Annotated in this window: 12 protein-coding genes; 9 read left to right on the top strand and 3 right to left on the bottom strand. The window is 73.2% G+C overall.

Annotated features, from left to right (window positions below; genetic code table 11):
• Positions 1 to 279: 279 nt before the first annotated feature.
• Both ACFVH0_RS38480 and ACFVH0_RS38475 read right to left on the bottom strand, forming a co-directional pair.
• Positions 280 to 1,287, bottom strand: a complete 1,008-nt coding sequence (locus ACFVH0_RS38480) for a helix-turn-helix transcriptional regulator (RefSeq protein WP_385828064.1) — start codon at positions 1,285 to 1,287, stop codon at positions 280 to 282.
• A 1-nt stretch (position 1,288) separates the two neighbouring features.
• The gene (locus tag ACFVH0_RS38475; protein WP_385828062.1) at positions 1,289 to 2,146 is read right to left on the bottom strand and encodes a DUF4097 domain-containing protein; all 858 of its coding nucleotides are present in this window, start codon (positions 2,144 to 2,146) and stop codon (positions 1,289 to 1,291) included.
• A gap of 320 nt (positions 2,147 to 2,466) precedes the next feature.
• Between ACFVH0_RS38475 and ACFVH0_RS38470 the strand changes: the two genes are divergently transcribed.
• Positions 2,467 to 3,330 carry a hypothetical protein gene (locus tag ACFVH0_RS38470; protein WP_385828060.1) on the top strand — a complete coding sequence of 288 codons (864 nt, stop codon included), beginning with the start codon at positions 2,467 to 2,469 and terminating at the stop codon, positions 3,328 to 3,330.
• Here the strand turns inward: ACFVH0_RS38470 and ACFVH0_RS38465 are convergent, their stop codons facing one another.
• A complete protein-coding gene (locus ACFVH0_RS38465) occupies positions 3,331 to 3,513 on the bottom strand; it encodes a DUF6104 family protein (RefSeq protein ID WP_019075209.1) in 183 nt (60 codons plus the stop codon).
• A gap of 229 nt (positions 3,514 to 3,742) precedes the next feature.
• Between ACFVH0_RS38465 and ACFVH0_RS38460 the strand changes: the two genes are divergently transcribed.
• The 8 genes from ACFVH0_RS38460 (at position 3,743) to fxsT (ending at position 17,722) form a co-directional block, all read left to right on the top strand.
• Positions 3,743 to 4,354 (top strand): CU044_2847 family protein, encoded by a 612-nt coding sequence (locus ACFVH0_RS38460; RefSeq protein ID WP_385828058.1) that lies wholly within the window; start codon positions 3,743 to 3,745, stop codon positions 4,352 to 4,354.
• Between the two features lie 56 nt (positions 4,355 to 4,410).
• A complete protein-coding gene (locus ACFVH0_RS38455; protein WP_385828056.1) occupies positions 4,411 to 6,417 on the top strand; it encodes a trypsin-like peptidase domain-containing protein in 2,007 nt (668 codons plus the stop codon).
• Positions 6,418 to 6,506: 89 nt separating this feature from the next.
• On the top strand, positions 6,507 to 7,538 hold the full coding sequence (locus ACFVH0_RS38450) for a MoxR family ATPase (protein WP_259928684.1): 1,032 nt from the start codon (positions 6,507 to 6,509) through the stop codon (positions 7,536 to 7,538).
• Positions 7,539 to 7,545: 7 nt separating this feature from the next.
• Positions 7,546 to 11,382, top strand: coding sequence for an SAV_2336 N-terminal domain-related protein (locus tag ACFVH0_RS38445; protein WP_385828054.1), 3,837 nt, complete (start codon positions 7,546 to 7,548; stop codon positions 11,380 to 11,382).
• A 261-nt stretch (positions 11,383 to 11,643) separates the two neighbouring features.
• A complete protein-coding gene (gene fxsA / locus ACFVH0_RS38440; RefSeq protein ID WP_385828080.1) occupies positions 11,644 to 11,841 on the top strand; it encodes an FxSxx-COOH cyclophane-containing RiPP peptide in 198 nt (65 codons plus the stop codon).
• Between the two features lie 191 nt (positions 11,842 to 12,032).
• Positions 12,033 to 13,232: an FxsB family cyclophane-forming radical SAM/SPASM peptide maturase gene (locus ACFVH0_RS38435; RefSeq protein ID WP_385828052.1), complete on the top strand. Its 1,200-nt coding sequence runs from the start codon at positions 12,033 to 12,035 to the stop codon at positions 13,230 to 13,232.
• The gene (locus tag ACFVH0_RS38430; protein ID WP_385828050.1) at positions 13,229 to 14,638 is read left to right on the top strand and encodes an aKG-HExxH-type peptide beta-hydroxylase; all 1,410 of its coding nucleotides are present in this window, start codon (positions 13,229 to 13,231) and stop codon (positions 14,636 to 14,638) included. The genes ACFVH0_RS38435 and ACFVH0_RS38430 overlap by 4 nt, the downstream gene beginning before the upstream one ends.
• Before the next feature lie 90 nt (positions 14,639 to 14,728).
• Complete coding sequence (fxsT, locus tag ACFVH0_RS38425; protein WP_385828048.1) at positions 14,729 to 17,722, top strand: FxSxx-COOH system tetratricopeptide repeat protein; 2,994 nt, start codon at positions 14,729 to 14,731, stop codon at positions 17,720 to 17,722.
• Positions 17,723 to 17,763: the final 41 nt, after the last annotated feature.

The raw sequence follows: 17,763 nt of genomic DNA, 5'->3' as shown, positions 1-17,763 counted from the left end.
CGTCACTTCGGCCCGTCGTCACGGTCAACCGTGCGCTGTACGGGAGCGGCGGGGAAGGGGAGGAGGGGGGACGGGTTCAAGGAGGCGGGCTGACCCCCGGTCCGGCCCGGCATGGCCCCTGCCCCGCCCCCCGTCCCGTCACTTCGGCCCGTCGTCACGGTCAACCGTGCGCTGTACGGGAGCGGCGGGGAAGGGGAGGAGGGGGGACGGGTTCAAGGAGGCGGGCTGACCTCTCGGTCCGGTCCGGCCCGGTCCGGCCGCTGTCCCGCCCCCGTCCCGTCACTTCGGCCCGTCGTCGACCTTCCGCAGCAGTGCCCCGATCTGGGCCGCCGCCGTCGACAGGTGGCGGCGGGCCTCCCTCAGCTGGTCCTCCGTGACGCCCTTGTCCCGGGCGGTGTCGCGGATGTCGTCGCGGAAGCGGTCGAGCAGCCGGTCCAGGTCGCGGGCCGGGTCACCGGTGCGGGGGATGTCCTTGCCCCAGTCCGCGTCCGCGTCCGCGTCGGTGTCGGCCGGCTCCGGCTTTGCGTACGGGGGCCATCCGGCCGTCCTGGCGAAGCCGCCGAGCTGGCCGGTGATCTCGGCCAGTCCCTCCCGTACGCCCGAGGGCCAGTCGCCCCGGGCGAAGTGCTCCTGGACCTGCCGGGCGGCGTTCTGCATCTGCTCGCGCGCCCTGTCCTGGGCCTCCTTGGCCTGGCGGCGGGCCTGCTGGGCGTCCTCACGGGCACGGCGGGACTCGTCCTTCGCCCGGCGGGCCTGCTCCTTCCACTCCTGCTTGGCCTTGCGCAGCTCCTCCTTGGCGGCGCGCCACGCCTCCTTGTCACCGAAGTCCCCGAGGTCTCCGAAGGCGGACTCCCAGTCGCCCTTGCGGCCCGAGCCCGAGCCCGATCCGGTGCCGGTATGCCGGGTCTCGTGCGCCGCGGCCCGCATCTCGCTGCGCAGCTTGCCGGCGGCGCCGCGTACGTCGTCCCGTATCTCGGCGGCCAGCTCGGAGACCGAATCCCGGATCTCCAGCTCCAGATCGGCCAGCTCGCCCGTGCGGCCGGCCAGTTCGGCGCGGCCCGCGTCGGTGATCGAGTAGACCTTGCGCCCGCCCTCGGTGGCATGGGTGACCAGGCCCTCGGCCTCCAGCTTGGCGAGGCGGGGATAGACCGTGCCCGCCGAGGGGGCGTACAGCCCCTGGAAGCGCTCCTCCAGGAGCCGGATCACCTCGTATCCGTGGCGAGGGGCCTCGTCGAGGAGTTTCAGCAGGTAGAGCCGGAGACGGCCGTGGGCGAATACGGGGGGCATGTCAGAGCACCTTTCCGGTCGGCTCGGCATCGTACGGACCGTCCTCGGCCGGTGGGCGGCGCAGCAGGGCGATCGACCCCGAGACGGTGGTCGCGCGCAGCTTCCCGGTCCCGGCGCCGAGCGTGCCGGTGATCTTCTTCGCGCCCCACATGCCGCCGACCCGCAGATCCTCGAAGCCGTTGGAGACGGAGCCGCTCGCGGTGTTGGCCTCGACCGTCGCGTCCGCCGGGTGCGGCAGCCGGATGGCGACCTCGCCGGAGACCGTGGTCAGCCGGATGTCCGTGGGCTTCCCGGTCGGGTTCAGGTCGAGCACCATGTTGCCGCTGACCGATTCCGCCCGTACCGAGACCCCGGCGCCCTCGATGACCGTCAGATCGCCCGAGACCGAATGGAAACGGAGCTCGCCGGTGACCGACTGGGCCTCCACGTTGCCGGAGACCGTGTCGGCCAGCACCGGCCCCGCGAGACCGACGAGCGTGGTGTCGCCGGTGACGCCCCGGACGTCCGTACGGCCGCGGATCCCGGAGACGACGGCGCCCGCGCCGACGACGCCGACCTCCACCGCCGACCCGGCCGGCACGGCGAGCGAGACGACCGCGCTGCGGTGCCACCCCTTGCGGTCGAACCAGTTGAGGAAGCCGTGCCAGGGCAGGTCCTCGTACGCGACGGTGAGCGTGCCGTCCTCCAGGGTCACTATCAGCGGCGGACCCTCGATCCCGGAGACCTCCAGCCGGGCGGCCGGCTCCTCGGTGCCTACGACATTGACGGTGCCCCCGACGATGCGCACATTGAGCGACGTCACGGGGTCGTCGAAGGTCAGTTTCTGGGGCTCGGCGATGGCCCATGTCGACGCAGGCATGGATCTGACCTCCCGGGGAGCGCGGCGTGACGCAACATATCGCGTCTCTTGAACAACACGATATATCGCGGAACGGGGAAGTCAAGGCGCGTCGCGACGCCCTTGGTGCGCGATCAGGGGATCGCCGGGCGGCCGTCGGGCGATCACCGGGGAATCGTCGGGCGGCCGTCGGGCGATCACCGGGGAATCGTCGGGCGGCCATCGGGCGATCACCGGGGAATCGTCGGGCGGCCATCGAGGGATCCGTCGGGACGCCGCCAGGTGGCCATCGAGGGATCGAAGGGCGCCCAATGCGGGCAAATTGCCCTAGCGTGTGAGGCATGAATGCGACATCTCCCGCAGGGGCGCTGCTGCTGTGCCGGGCCGAACCGGAGGCCGTACGGCCGGTGGCCACTCTGCTGCGCGAGCGAATGCTGCTCGCCCCCGCCGGAGACGGATGGTCCATCCTCGTACCCGAGGGAACGCCCTGGCGGGGCCCGGGCCCGGGCCCCGGTTTGCGTGCCGCGGATGTCATGGAGCCGGTCGACCGGGTCGTGTCCGGCTGGGCCGCCGCGCTCGCCGTCGGCTCGACGTGGGCCGTGCTCGCCCTGTGGTGGGACGGCGACCGGGCCGGCTGCACGCTCGCCTCCGGCTTCCGCCGCCCGGTCGGCTACGTCTGGCTCGCGGACGGCACCCCGGCCGGCGAGGACGAGGCCATGCGCACGCTTGTCGAGCGCCTCGGCCTCGACCCCGTACTGGATGTCCAGGCGCTCGAAGAGCTGACCCGCGTGGACCCGGACGCCGACGCGCGCATCCGGCTGCGCGGGCTGCTCGCCGTACTGACCCGGATCGGGCTGATCCTGCCGCCCGGCCTGGACCCGGACACGCCCGGCGACCGGCTGTACGCCGCGGCCGACGACCGGCCCGAGGCGGAACCGGTCGCCTGGACCGGCTGGCGCGGGGCGGTGCGGGCCGAACTCGACGCGGTCGAGAACAGCCGCCTCGGGCCCTGGATGCGCGGCCCCAGGGCCCGGATACTGGCCGGTGCCCAGTTCGCCGCCGGACTGCCGCTGGCCCTGTGGGGTATCAGGCGCCGCGGCGGCGGATGGGTGCTCGCGGGGGCGCTGCTGCTGGCGCACGGGGCGCTCGGGCTCGCCTACGACCGGATCAGGGGCGCCGGGGAACCGGCGGAGGGGCGCGAGTGACTACTCGTCGTCGTCCTCGTCGTCGAGCCGGGCCAGCCAGGTCGCGAGGCGCTCGACCGGCACCTCGAAGTCGGGATTGAGATCGACGAACGTACGGAGCTGCTCGGCGAGCCACTCGAAAGTGACCTCTTCCTCGCCTCGCCGCTTCTCCAGCTCCTCGATACCGCGGTCGGTGAAGTACATGCGGCAAGCCTAATGCCTGGTGACAGGCGCCCGAAGGCCGGGAACGGGTTCCCGGACGGCACGTTCCGGCGGCCCCGCGACCCGCCCGGACCGGCCCGCACCACCCCCGCGACCCCACCGAGAACCGGCCGGCGCCACCCCCGCGTCCTGGTCCGTGTACCCGTCCATGTACCTCGCATCGGACGCGGACTGCCGTTAACCTGCGGGTAGTTGGGGAACGGGGGGTTTCATGGGTGACAGTGACGCCCGTATTACGCGCATTGAGATGCCCGACGGTACGGAGGTCTGGGCGCGGATCTCCGGCGCCGAGGAACTGGCGCGGCCCGGATCGGGACCGTCGTTCACGGACATCGGCGCCGGGAACATCACCGATCGGGTACAGGCCCGGGTCGAGAGCCTGCAAGGGGTCGTGACCAGCGTGGCGCGTTCGCTCGCCGAGCCGCTGCGGTCCGTGCGGCCCGACGAGGTCAGCGTCGAGTTCGGCATCGAGCTCACCGCGAAGTCCGGCAAGGTCGTCGGGCTGCTCGCGGACGGCGAGGCCAAGGGGTCGATCAAGGTCACACTGACGTGGAACGGCGGCGGACCGCCCCTCGACCCACCGCCCCCCGCGCAGGGGCCGGGGCAGCCGGCCACCCCGGTGCCCTTCGTGCCGCCGCCCGCCCCTTCGGCGCCGCCCCTGATCGCCCCACCCGCCTCTCCTGCCCCTTCCGCCCCGTCCACCCCCGCTGCTTCCACCATGCGGCCCGGCGGCGCGGCTGCCACCGATCCGGCCGCCGGGGCATCCACCGGCGCACCGGCGCATGCGGGCGGCACCGCGCCGGACGACGGAAGCGGATCGTGACGCAGCCGCCGGGCAGGGGCGCGTGGCCGGGGCCGAACGGGGCGGAATCCGCGCTGATGAGCCTCGTGAAGGACGCCACGGTGCGCATCCATCGTCCGGAGCCCGGGTATGCCCCTGACGGATCCGACGGCGACTTCCTGGGGAGCGGCTTCTTCATCGCTCCGAGCTGGGTCCTCACGTGCGCGCACGTGGCGATGGAGGGGAGGGGGCGTCAGGTGAACGTGGTCTACAAGACCGCTCGCGGCGGCGATGCCGTCAGGGTCGGGGGCACGGTCGTGGCGGCCCTGCCCGAGGAACGGCCCGGCACGGGCGGCTGGCCGGCCCCCGATCTCGCCCTCATCCAGCTGGTGCGGCCCGTCGAACACCCCTGTGTGTACCTCAGCGAGCGCTCCACGGGCATGAACCGCGGCGCCTACTACTTCGCGGGCTGGGCGGACGGCGGGGCGGGGGCGCTCAAACGGCTCGGCCGGGAGTGCCGGGTGGTGGGCACCGTCGACGACTGGGCCGACGGCGACGAACAGGTGCTGATCGAGGCGAGCCAGCTGTACGCGGGCATGTCCGGCGGACCCGTGGTCGACCTGGCCCGCGGCGAGGTCGTCGGCGTACTCAAGTCACGCTCCACCGACACCGACGGCGGTACGGCGATCGGCGTGGAGCGGCTGCGCACACTGCCCGTGCCGGTCCGGGCCGCCACGGCCGAGTCCGACGACCCGTACCAGGCCGTGTTCCACGCCCACGACCGCTACCACGCCGACCGGCACAACAACCCCGTCGACGACGAGGAGACCTGGGCGGACGTCCAGCGGGACCTGGGCACCGTGGCGGGCCCGGCGCTCACCCCGCAGCAGCGCGTCGACCTGCTGGGACGGCTCGCCAAGCTCCCTCCACCGGTCAGCACCCGCAGCCTGCTCGACATCCTCGGCGGCCTCGGGTACGGATACCGGACCGTCGGCGTCCCGGCCCCCCGGGGCTGGCGGGACGGCCTGGGCGTCCTGTACGACGCGCGCGAGGGTGACGAGGCGCTGGAGCGCATCCTGCGCTACTGCATGAGCGCCATCGCCGCCGAACGCCCCTATGTGGTCCCCTCCACCCGGCTCGCCGAGGACGCTCTGTGGGACTGGGTGCGGGAGACCGCGGAGGACCGGCTGCGCAGGCCGTTCCGCCGCGAGATGGCCAGGCTCCGGAACCAGGGCAGATACGCCCCGGGCACCGAGCACCTGCGGACGCCCGGAGCGGCCGACGAGCCGGTCCGGCCACCGAAGGCCCCCACATTCGTCGTGCTCCATCTGGAGCCCCGCGCCTGGCAGCCGGACCACTACGACTGGCGGGTCGTCGCCCGCCTCTCGGCCGAGGACCTGCCCGTCACCGAGAACTACCAGGGCACCAGGGCCGACGAGCTCCCGGCCAGGCTCGGCGCCTCCCTCGGGAAGGCGTTCCGGATGTGCGACGAGCCCGACAATCCCGCGATCCTCCAGGTCGTGGTGCCGTCGGCACTGCTCGACCTGGAGGTCGAGAAGTGGCAGCTGCCCGCGGACAGCCTGCCACTCGGAGTGCTGCGGCCGGTGGTCGTGCGGTGCTCGGACGAGGGCCCCGACCCGGTTGACGACGCGGTCCTGGAGCGCGAAGCGCGCTGGAACCGCATCCGCAGCGGCCCGACCCGGGCCGCCGTCCTCGACTGCGACGACGAAATGCGGGTACCCGTGCCCGTGACGGCGAAGCTGCGCGGACTGCCGTACGAGACCGTCCCGGTCCTCTGCCGGTACGGCGGCCGGCACGACGCCCAGAGCGTCGCGGGGTTCGCGCGGGTGCTCGACGGCGGGTTCGGCGTGGTCCTGTGGCGGCGCCCGCGGGCCGAGCGGCCCGCGTCCTGCACGGAGTTCCATCTCCGGGTCGTCGACACGGTCGACGGGGCGGTCGTCGCCGACCGGCTCCCGCGCAAGATCCAGGAACTGAGAAAAGGGGTGCGGGAGGGCCGCCCCGACATGTTCTGGTCGGACGGCATCGCGCTGGTCTACGGAAACCCGCAACCGCCCCCGCCCGGCCCGTTGTTGCAGGCCCCGTGAACCCCCTTACCAGGGATGTCCCGGATGACTACGGTGAACCACGTTCGACTGCTGCCCCTGGCCGGACGAGTGATGACGAGGAACACGTTATGAGTGAACCCAGCGAGTGGCTCATCTACCGAGGGGCCGGCGAACCGCACGAAGGCATCGAGCAGTTGCCGCCGCCGCCGCCCTGGCGCGACTTCGCGAGCCGTGGCGCCCCGGCCCCCGACGAGCCCGACGGTGACGGCTCCGCCGACCGGCGTCTCGGCGGCCACCGGCACATCGCCGAACTCCACCGGCCGGGCGCCGAGGAGCTCGAAATGATCAACGCCGCGCTCTATCTGCGGCGTCCACTGCTGGTCACCGGCACGCCCGGCGCGGGAAAGAGCACCCTGGCCCACTCGGTCGCCCACGAGCTGGGGCTCGGCCGGGTGCTGCGCTGGCCGATCGTGAGCCGGACGACGCTGCTGGACGGCCTGTACCACTACGACGCGATCGCCCGGCTCCAGGACGTACAGATCGCCGCACACAGCGCCGCGGCCGACCCCGACGGGGCCCGCGCCGCGGACGACGTGGGCAGCTACATCCGGCTCGGACCGCTCGGCACCGCGCTGCTGCCCTCGGACCGGCCCCGGGTACTGCTCATCGACGAGCTGGACAAGAGCGACATCGACCTGCCGAACGACCTGCTGAACGTGCTGGAGGAGGGCGAGTTCGGCATTCCGGAACTGGAGCGGATCGCCGACCGGCTGCCCGACGGCGAGGCGCAGGTCCTCGACGACGACGGCAACAAGGTGACGGTGCGGGGCGGCCGGGTACAGTGCACCGCCTTCCCGTTCGTGGTGCTCACCAGCAACGGGGAGCGGGACTTCCCGGCGCCCCTGATGCGCCGCTGCATCCACCTGGAACTCGGACGCCCCGACCACCAGCGCCTCGCGACCTTCGTACGCGCCCATCTCGGCGACGAGGCGGCGCGCTCCGGGGACGACCTCATCGCCCACTTCCTGGAGCGGTCCCGCAGTGAACTGCTCGCCACGGACCAGCTGTTGAACGCGATCTACCTCACCGACGCCGCGGCCCCGGCCGGCCGCGACCGCCTGGCCGACCTGCTCATCCAGCGACTCGACCGGCCGAGGTGATGTGCTGATGGCGGGCGCCGGTGCACGACACGGACCGGACGACGAACACCACGACGGCGACGGCCGCGGCGTGGCGGACGGGGCGCGGGCGGTGGACGGGACGCGGGCGGTGGACGGACCGGTCGGGAGCGGTGCCGACACCGACACCGGGGCCGACACCAACACCGGGGCCGACACCAACACCGGGGCCGACGCCGACGCCGGGGCCGGTACCGACGCCGGTACGGACACCGGTCCCAGGGCTGGTACCGACGCGGGTACCGACACCAGTACCGATGCGGGTACCGGCACCGGCACCGACGCGAGTGCCGACACCGGTACCGGCACCGGCACCGACGCGAGTGCCGACACCGGTACCGGCACCGGCATCGAGCCCCACGCCGATCTCACCCCCGGCCCCGGCCCCGACCCCGGCCCCGGCCCCGACCCCGGCCCCGGCCCCGACCCCGGCCCCGGCCCCGATGACGCGGGGCTCTACCCGGCCTTCGTGGCGCGGCTGCGCGAGGCCGGGCTCGACCCCGACGTCGAGCAGCTGCGCGACGCGCTCTGGCTGGCCCGCTGGGCCCGCCACCCGGACGCGCCACCGGCCGATGCCGAGGAGCAGGGGTACGTTCCGGCCGTCCACCTCCCCCCGGAGCGCCCGGACGGGCAGCCCGAAGCCCCCGCGCCCGGCCGCGTGAAGCCCGCGCACGACGTGCCGGACGACGAGCCCCTGCCGCGGGCGGACCCCGAGGACCCGGACCAGCGGATCACGCTCTATCCCGTACCGCGCACCGGCCCCTCCGGCCGTGTCCGCTCCGGCGGCCCGTCCGGCACGGGTCCGGGCGGCGCCCGGAAGGGACGTACGGCCGCGCTCACCTTCGGCGTGCCCGCCGCCCCGGCACTGCCCGCACCCCTCGAACTCCAGCGGGCGCTGAGACCGTTGCAGCGCTACCACCCCGCCTCGCCACCCGTGCGCAGCACCCTCGACGAGACGGCGACCGCCGAACTCAGCGCCCGTGCCGGGGGTTTGATCATCCCGGTGTTCCGCGGTGTGTCCCGGGGCGAGGCGGTCCTGCAGTGCGTCATGGACGCCTCGTCCTCGATGCTGGTGTGGGACCGGATGTTCGGTGAACTCCAGGGGATATTCGGCCAGTTGGGGGCATTTCGGGATGTCCAGGTGCGCTATCTGCACCAGGGCCCGGACGGCGCGGCCGCAGTGAGTCGCAGCCCCGATCCGGCCGCGGCACCGCTGAACTCCGCGGACCGGCTGAGCGATCCGACCGGCCGCCGTGTCACCGTCCTGGTCAGCGACTGCGCCGGCCCGCTCTGGCACAGCGGCCGGGCCCACCGGCTGCTGCACCGACTGGCCGCGCAGGCCCCGGCCGCCGTGCTCCAGCCGCTCCCGCAACGGATGTGGAACCGCACCAGGCTGCCGGTCACCTACGGCTCGCTGTCCCGGGGCGACGGCCCCGGCGGAGCTGCTGTACTCAAGGTCGTGGAGCAGCCGGGTACCGGCCCCGCCGTGCACCCCGGAGCCCTCGCCGTACCCGTACTCCCGCCGGTGGAAGGGGCGTTGGCGGCCTGGGCGAGGCTGCTCTCGGGCACCGGCTCGGGACAGATCTCCGGCGCGGTCGGCTGGGTGCGGGCCGATCAGCCGGCGGCGGCCGAGCAGCGCCCCGGCGGCGAACTCTCCTCGCTCCAGCTGGTCAGCCGCTTCCGCTCGGCGGCCTCACCGACCGCCGGACAGCTGGCCGTCTACCTCGCTGCGGCCCCGCTGCACCTCCCGGTGATGCAGCTGGTGCAGCGCACGATGCTGCCCCACTCGGGCCCCTCCGAGCTCGCCGAGGTGCTGCTCAGCGGGCTGCTGGTGCGCAGCAGGAACGCGGACGGCGGGGAGCACGACGGCCAGTGGTACGAATTCGTGCCCGGCGTCCGGGAGGCGCTGCTCGGCCCGCTGGGCCGTGACGAGGCGCTGCTCGTACTCAAGCACTGTTCGCAGTACATCGAGCAGCGGTTCGGGAGGGGCGGGCCGAACTTCCCCGCCCTGGCCTTCGCCCAGCTCGGCGAACGCCCGCGCGAACGCGGATACATGCCGGCGCCGGCCCCGGCCGGCGAGGACCCCATGGAGAACGGCGCACCCGACGGGGAGATCGAGGAGGGTGGTGAGAACGGGGAGAGCGACGCAAGCGGCGGGTCGCGCGTCCCCCACCCCTTCGCCGAGGTCGCGGTCCGCGTACTGGAGCGTTTCATGCCCCTGCCCGAGCAGTTCGTGATGCAGACCGGACGCGGTGGCCGTCCGGGGCCCGTCCAGACATCGAACGCGGCGGTGGAGAGCGCCCGCGCCCTCCTGCGGCAGTTCGAGTCGGACAGCATGGTGCAGTACCTCATCGACGCGGTGCAGCTGCTGCGCGGCGCCGCCGAACGCGAGGAACAGCCGGGTACCGACCCCGGGCTGTGGGCGGAATACTCCCGCTGTGTGCTGCGGCTGTGGGAGGTCCAGGGCGACGCCGAACTGCTCCGCGAGGCCGAGTACGCCGCCGAACGGGCCGCCGCGCAACCCGCCGCGGTACGCGAACGGGCGGTACTGGCCAAGGTGTTGCACGCGGCGGCCGACGACCGGCGGCGGCGCGGCGACCGGCGCGGCGCACTGGAGCTGCTGCGCCGTGCCGACCGCGAGTACACGGCCGCCTGCTCGGCCCCCGGCCTGGACCCGGCCGAGGCCCTCCGGCTGACCCTGGAGCGGGTCCGGGCCCTGGAGGCGCAGTGGCGGCTCGACGGCGACACCGCCCTGCTCCAGGCCGCGTGCGGGATGCTGGAGGCGTTCGCCGATGTCTGGCCCGACCAGGAGAACCGCCCCACCACCCTGCCCCTGGCGCATGGACGGACCCTGCTGAAGCTGGCCGGTGCCACCGCCGACCCCGAACAGTCCCGGGTGTACGCGGGCCAGGCCGCCCGCTCCCTGCGCACCGCCTTCGAACAGGGCGGCCGGCACACCCTCGGTACCGAGGTGCGCATCCTGCTGGACCTGGTGGACGCCCTGCTCGGCTCCGGCGAGGAGCCGGACGAGGCCGCGACACTCGTCGAGCAGGCCCTGGCGACCGTACGCGAACAGCGGCAGCGCGCCGCGCTCCGGATCAGGGCCGGCCGGATCCGTGTCGCGCGGTACGAGCACACCGGGGAACCGGACGAACTCGTGGCCGCCGCCGACTGGTTCGCCCGCGCCGCACGGGGCGTACCCCGCGACTCGCGGGCCCACGCCGACCTGCTCGCCGAATGGGGCGGCACCCTGCTGCGCCGGGCCCGGATGCCGGACGGCCGCCCGCACATCGGCGCCGCGATCCGGGTGCTGCGCGACTGCCGTACGGAGACGCCCGCGGGCAGCACCCGCCAGGCCGGGCGGCTCCTGATGCTGGGCCGCGCACTGATGCTCCGGCACCGGGCCACCGAGGACCGGGTCGACCTCCGCGAGGCCGAGCACCTCTTCGGCCTCGCGGCCCAGGAGGCGACCGACCCGCTGACCGAGGCGAGCTGCTGGCTGGAACTGGGCCGCTCCCACCTCGACGCCGCCCGGGTACTCCAACGCCAGGCCCGGCTCGACGAGGCGGCCGAGGCGTTCCGGGGCGCGGCGGAAGCGGCGGCCACCGCGCAGGAGGAGCTGGACAGCCCGCAACAGATCTGGCAGGCAGTCGAGTTGGGGGCTACGGCCAACCACTGGCGGGGTATGACCTACGAGAGAGCGGGACGCCCCCGGGCGGCCCGCGAGGCGTACCGGACGGCACGTCAGGAATGGCGCAAGCTGCCGGACGGCGGCGGATCCGCGGGCGAGTCGACCGCCGAACGGCTGGCGGAGCTGGAGCGCTGAGGGGGCGTCGGGCGGCGTGAGGCGTCGCGAGGCGGGCCGCCACCGTGCGACCGGCGCACGACCGACGCCGCTCGACGGCATCTTCGCCGAGGCGTAGCCCCGGTCCTGCGGGGCATCCGTACATAGGCGGCCGGGACGCGGGATCCGTGCCGGCACACAGGACATCAGGGACACGGCCCGGCCGGGCGCTCAAGGGCGAGCGCGCCGGTGCGGGCGCGAGGGGTGTTACGGGGAGGCGTGATGAGCGAGACGGTGCACACGATGCACAAGGACATCCCGGACGGCGGCCCGTCGGACGGTCCGTCCGGCGGGCCGGAGGCGCTCCCGGACCTGCTGGCGCTCGATCTGGAGTCACTGCGGACGCTGGACCATCCGGTGCTCGCCGAGGTGGTCGCGGAGCTGCGCGGACGGGTCGAGCAGCCGCGGGAGATGCTGTGGGGGTTCAACAACTCCTTCTGACGCCCGCCGGCTCCGTCCGGCCCCGGCTCAGGTACGACGGAGCCGAGGCCGCATGATTTCGGTCCGGGGGTCCGGTTGAACAGGACATCGTGACAGGGCACGGGTTTGTCCCCGCGGCGGGCCAGGGATACTCGCCTCGGGGCGGCGACGGGGGCCGTGCCGGTGGATGCGAACGGCACGGGGGTGCGGGAGTGTCTCGACAGGCGACGCCGAAAACACCCCCACGCGCCGAGCACGACCGACTCAGGCCCTCCTTCGGGCAGTTCATCGTCAAGGTGCACGGCCGCTGCAATCTCGCCTGCCGCTACTGCTACCTCTACGCGGGCCCCGACCGCACCTGGCGCGACCGCCCGGCCGCCGCCGCACCCGCCGTTCTCGACCGCACCGCGCACCGCATCGCCGAACACGCGGCGGCCCATCGACTGCGCCACGTCGCGCTCGTCCTGCACGGCGGCGAACCCCTTCTCGCGGGCGCCCACCGGCTGGCCGCCTTCGCCGACCGGGTACGTGGCCTGGCACCCGCCGGCTGCACCGTCCACACCACCGTCCAGACCAACGCGACCCTTCTCACCGAGGCCCGCGCCGCCACGCTCGCCCGGTACGGCATACGCATCGGCATCAGCCTCGACGGCGGCCTGGCCGCCCACAACACCCAGCGCACCGACCACGCGGGACGCCCCTCCTGGCCCGAGGCCTCGCGCGGCGCCCGGCTCCTCGCCGGCCGGCACCCCGACGCGTACGCGGGCATCCTCACCGTCGTCGACCCCCGTACCGAACCGATCGAGATGTACGAGTCGCTGCTCGACCTGCAACCCCCGGCCATCGACCTGCTGCTGCCGCACGGCAACTGGACGAACCCCCCACCGGGCCTGCCGCGCACGGGCTCCGCGTCCGGCCGCCCGACCCCGTACGGCGACTGGCTCACCACCGTCTTCGACCGCTGGTGGCGCACCGGACGGCGGGAGACCCGGATCCGGCTCTTCGAGGAGTGCATCGCCCTGCTGCTGGGCCTGCCCGCCGCCACCGAATCGCTCGGTCTCGACCCCATCGACGCGATCGTGGTCGAGACCGACGGGAGCATCGAGCAGGTGGACTCCCTCAAGTCCGCCTACGACACCGCCGCCGCCACGGGGCTCGACATCTTCCGCCACACCTTCGACGACGCCCTGCGCCACCCCGGCGTCGCCGCCCGACGCGCAGGCGCCGACGCGCTGGCCGCGACCTGCCGGGCCTGTCCGCTGCTGACCGTCTGCGGCGGCGGCCACTACGCACACCGCTACCGCGCAGAGAACGGCTTCGCGAACCCGTCCGTCTACTGCGCCGACCTCGAACGGCTGGTACGCCATGTCGCCGCCCGGCTGTCCGACGCAACCGCAGGAGAACGCCGATGATCCCCCCACTCCCGGACCACATGCTGCGTCAACTCGGCCGCACCGAGGGCGACGCCGACACCCTCCGCGTGCTCGTACGCGATCAGGACACCCGACGGCTCCTCCTGCTGCGGGCCCTGCTCGACGCGGCCGAGGCCGCTCCCGCCGATGTCCTCCCACCCCACGCGCTCGACCGCCTCCGCCAGGACTGGGCACTGCTGGAGAAGGCCGAACGCGCCGACCGGACCGCCGTGCGCACCGTTCTGCTGCATCCCCTCGTGGGCCCCTGGGCACAGCGCTGCCTGCGCGGCCTGTCCGGCCCCGGCCCCGCATCCGGAATCGCACCGGGCCCCGAACTCCGGGCAGACCTGCACCATTTGAGCGCGCTGGCGGCCGCGGCCGCGATCCGTGCCGGAATCCCGTTCATGATCCGGCTCACCGCACACGAAGGGTTCCTGCCGCTGCCCACCCTCGGCGCCCTGTGCATGGCATCCCAACCATCCGGAGCGGTCGACGCGGCCTTCTCCGACAGTGAACTGACGCTGCGTCATACAGCGATCGAACCACCCCTCGTCGTGCACACGCAGCCGGACGGGGCGACCGGATCGGCCGACCCGCGCTGGCTGCCGGTGCATGTCCTGCCCGCGGTGCAACGCGGCATCGGCCCCGTGCCCCTGGACGACACCGACCCGTACCGCACCGACGGCCGCGGCCACCAACGGCACGGGCTGAGCACCGCCACCGCCATCGACGATCACGCACGCAAGTCCTGGACCGAGTCCTGGGCCGGGGTCGCGCCACTGCTCCGCATCGGCGGCGAGCACCGCCTCACCGAGGTGGCGGTCCTGCTGCGCTGCCTGGTCCCGCTCGGCCCGCCACCCGGTTCCGGGCCCGCCGGCGACAGCGCGGCACACTGCAGCGGCACCAGGCGGGAGGCGTTCGGCGCCGTCCTCAGCAGCAGGCCGGCCACCCCCGCCTATTTCGCCTCCACTCTCGTCCACGAACTCCAGCACACCAAGCTGGCCGCGCTCTGCGCCCTCGTACCGCTGCACCACGAGGACGCGGCCCCACGCCACTTCGCCCCCTGGCGCCCCGACCCCCGCCCCTTCGACGGCCTCCTGCAGGGCGCCTACTCGCACATCGCGCTCGCCGACTACTGGCAGCGGTTCGCACTCGGAGCGCGACGCGTCACCCACCGCGACCTGGCCTGGGCCGAGCACGCCCGATGCCGCGAACAGGTCGGAGCCGTACTCCCCGTGCTGGCCGGATCGGCGGCGCTGACGCGCGAGGGCCGAATACTGGTCAACGAGATGATCGCGCTCTACCACCGTCTGGACGATTGTCCGCCTCCTGCGGGGCACCTCGCGCGCGCGGAGGCGTACGTGGCCACCGCCAAGGTGATATGGCAGCAGAGGAACGGTCCGTGAAGGCCGTCGGAGACCCAGGGATTGTCCGCCGGAACGACCAGGCTCCGGTGTATGTTGACAAGGCTCGAATCGAGGCAGGGAGACGGTTGAATGCCCGGAACGCGTAGGCAAGTTGGAGCAACCGGGGCGCAAATCGTCACCATCAGTTTCGCCGGTTTCAACCGCGCCTGGGCGACGTGGATCGGGGACCGCCTGGAGCGGCGCGGAGTGACGGTCGTCCAGCAGCGCTGGGATCCCCCGGTGGAGGTGCCGCTGGAGGAGTCGCTGCGTGACCTCACGCTCTCCAGGGGCCGAGTCCTGATGGTGCTCAGCGACTGGTACTTCCAGCTCGGCCCGCGCACTCACGACGAGTGGAACAGGGCGCTGCGCGAGGTCGTCGCCCCGGACCCCGACCGCTTCGCCGCCGTCTGCCTCACCACGTCGGCACTGCCCGGCGCCACCTCGGTCCTCGGCACCGCCGACCTCACCAATGTCGGCGCCGACGAGGCCGAGCGGCGGCTCCTCGTCCGCCTGGGCCTGCCCACCGACCCGCTGCCCGAGCAGGTCGAGCACCGGCCGGGCCCCCGCTACCCGGCCGACACCCCCGAGGTGTGGGGCGGGGTACCGCGGCGCAACACCCGGTTCACCGGTCGTGAGGAACTGCTCAACAAGACGTACCAGGCCCTCCAGGACGCCGGGTCGGGTGCCGGGGTCGTGGCGCTCTACGGCATGTCCGGCGTCGGCAAGACCCAGCTGGCCGCGGAGTACGTCTACCGCTTCGGTTCCGAGTACGACGTGGTCTGGTGGGTGCCCGCCGACCGGCGTGCGCTCTACCGCCAGCGACTCGCCGAACTCGCCCCCGAACTGGGCCTGTCCACCGGTGTCGAGTACGGCGAGCGGCTGCGCGCGGTGCGGGACGCGCTGCGCCGCGGCGAACCGCACTCCCACTGGCTCCTCGTGCTCGACGGCGCCGACGAGCCCGAACACATCTGGGACCTGGTGCCGACCGGCCCCGGACACGTCCTCATCACCTCGCGCAACCCGGAGTGGGGCGAGCACAACAGCAACCTCGTCGAGGTGCCCGTCTACGCCCGGGACGAGTCGGTCGCCTTCGTCCGGCGCCGCGCACCGCGCCTGAACCCCGCCGAAGCGGACCGGCTCGCCGAGGCGCTCGAAGACCTCCCGCTCCTCCTCGACCAGACCGCGGGCTGGCTGAACGACTCCGACCTCTCCGTCGAGGAGTACATCGAACTCCTCGAAGGCGGCATCGACCAGGACGTCGTCAAGGTCTCCGCGGACTTTCCGCTCGCCTTCCAGACCGCCTGGTCGATACTGCTGAACAAGCTCAAGGACACCGTCCCCGAGTCCGTCGACCTGCTCCGCCTGTGCAGCTTCTTCGCGCCGGGCTCCATCCCCGTGCGGCTGCTGAAGGAGATGCCCGCGGGCGAGCTGCCGGAACAGGTCTCCGGCCTGATGAACGACCCACTGCTGTGGAACAAGGCGATCGCTCAGCTCCGCCAGTACTCCGTGGTCCGGCTGGAGTCCCACGAGTCGGCCGTCGACGAGGCGTCGGCCGGCGAATCGCTCTACATGCACCGCATGGTCCACCAGATCGTCGGCCACGACATGACGGAGCGGGACCGCGGGGAGTTCATCGACGTGGTCCGCCGGGCCCTCGCCGCCGCGGACCCCGGCAGGCCCACCGACACCCGCCTGTGGCCCACCTACGCCGAGATCACCCCGCACCTGAAATGGGCCGACGTGCTCAAAAGCACCGACCCGGCGGTGCAGTCCCTGGTGCTCAACTGCCTGCGCTACATGTACCTCTCGGGGGAGTACCGGGCCGGCATCAAGCTCGGCGAACGCGCCATGAAGGCATGGCGGGAACTGCTCGGCGAGGACCACCCCAGGATCTGGGACCTCAGCTACCACTACGCCAACCTGCTGCGGGCCGTAGGTGACTACGCCGGCACGGAAGCGATCGAACGCGCCGCCGTGGACCATCTGCGCACCGAGCGCGGGGTACAGGACCTGGAGCACCTGCGTGCCGCCGGAGGACTCGCCGCCGACCTGCGGGGCCTCGGCCGGTACGACGAGGCGCTGGAGATGTCCGGCTGGGTCCTCGCCGCCTACCGCGAACTGCTGGGCGACCAGGACTCACGCACGCTCAACGCGCAGAACAACCTGGCCGTCTCGCTGCGGCTCCTCGGCCGGTACGAGGAGTCGCTGGAGCTCAACCGGCGGACTCTGGAGGCCCGTCGGCAGTTCCTGGGCCAGCGCCACAACTGGACCCTGTCCTCCCAGACCAACTACGCCACCGACCTGCGCCTGCTCGGCCGATACAGCGACGGGCTGTCGCTCCAGAACCAGAGCGCCCGGGTCCACCGGCTGGTCCTGGGCCACGACAACCCGCAGACCCTGCGGGCCGAATACAACCTCGCGCTGTGCCACTACCGCTCGGGAGAGCGCGCCAAGGCCTCGGCCCTGTTCACCCGGGTCCTGGAGCGATGCGAGCGGGTGCTGGGCGAGAACGACCCGCTGACCATGATGTTCGCGGCCGGGCAGAGCTGCTTCGCCCGCGAGCACGCGGACATCGACCAGGCCAGGGGCATAAGCGAGAAGGTCGTCGACGGCTATCTGAACATGCTCGGCGAGGAGCACCCCTTCGTGGCGGGAACGCGGGCCAACCACGCCCTGATCCTGCGCAACGTGGGCGAGCGGGACCAGGCCCATGCCCTCCTGGAAGGGGCCCTCGCCGCATTGACGCAGGCCGTCGGCGAGTACCACCCCTGGACCCTGGGATGCGCCGTCAACGCCTCGGCGCTGCGCAACCTGGTGGGAGATCCGGAATCCGCGGCCTCGCTGACGGACGCGGTCATCTCCAGGGCCACCGAGACCCTCGGACGGACCCACCCGCTGACCCTCTCCGCCCGGATCGCCCACGCCGCGGACCTGCGAGGCGTACGGGAACGGCAGCGGGCCGAAAAGGTCGAGAGCGAGGCGCTGGGCGACCTGGCGACCACCCTGGGCGCGCAGCATGTCCATACGGTCTCGGCCCGCTCGCGCAACCGTCCGTACTGGGACTTCGAGCCCCCGATCGTCTGAGCGCGGCGCCGCCGGTGCACCGGCGGCGCGCACATCACCGG

The organism is Streptomyces sp. NPDC127117 (genome assembly GCF_042677325.1).
Lineage (GTDB): Bacteria > Actinomycetota > Actinomycetes > Streptomycetales > Streptomycetaceae > Streptomyces.
This window is presented reverse-complemented; position numbering and strand designations above follow the sequence as displayed.

What these genes read in the sequence shown, in the direction of transcription:
- ACFVH0_RS38480 (WP_385828064.1), bottom strand. Translation starts at nt 1,287, where the DNA reads ATGCCCCCCGTATTCGCCCACGGCCGTCTCCGGCTCTACCTGCTGAAA.
- ACFVH0_RS38475 (WP_385828062.1), bottom strand. Translation starts at nt 2,146, where the DNA reads ATGCCTGCGTCGACATGGGCCATCGCCGAGCCCCAGAAACTGACCTTC.
- ACFVH0_RS38470 (WP_385828060.1), top strand. Translation starts at nt 2,467, where the DNA reads ATGAATGCGACATCTCCCGCAGGGGCGCTGCTGCTGTGCCGGGCCGAA.
- ACFVH0_RS38465 (WP_019075209.1), bottom strand. Translation starts at nt 3,513, where the DNA reads ATGTACTTCACCGACCGCGGTATCGAGGAGCTGGAGAAGCGGCGAGGC.
- ACFVH0_RS38460 (WP_385828058.1), top strand. Translation starts at nt 3,743, where the DNA reads ATGGGTGACAGTGACGCCCGTATTACGCGCATTGAGATGCCCGACGGT.
- ACFVH0_RS38455 (WP_385828056.1), top strand. Translation starts at nt 4,411, where the DNA reads ATGAGCCTCGTGAAGGACGCCACGGTGCGCATCCATCGTCCGGAGCCC.
- ACFVH0_RS38450 (WP_259928684.1), top strand. Translation starts at nt 6,507, where the DNA reads ATGAGTGAACCCAGCGAGTGGCTCATCTACCGAGGGGCCGGCGAACCG.
- ACFVH0_RS38445 (WP_385828054.1), top strand. Translation starts at nt 7,546, where the DNA reads ATGGCGGGCGCCGGTGCACGACACGGACCGGACGACGAACACCACGAC.
- fxsA (WP_385828080.1), top strand. Translation starts at nt 11,644, where the DNA reads ATGCACAAGGACATCCCGGACGGCGGCCCGTCGGACGGTCCGTCCGGC.
- ACFVH0_RS38430 (WP_385828050.1), top strand. Translation starts at nt 13,229, where the DNA reads ATGATCCCCCCACTCCCGGACCACATGCTGCGTCAACTCGGCCGCACC.
- fxsT (WP_385828048.1), top strand. Translation starts at nt 14,729, where the DNA reads ATGCCCGGAACGCGTAGGCAAGTTGGAGCAACCGGGGCGCAAATCGTC.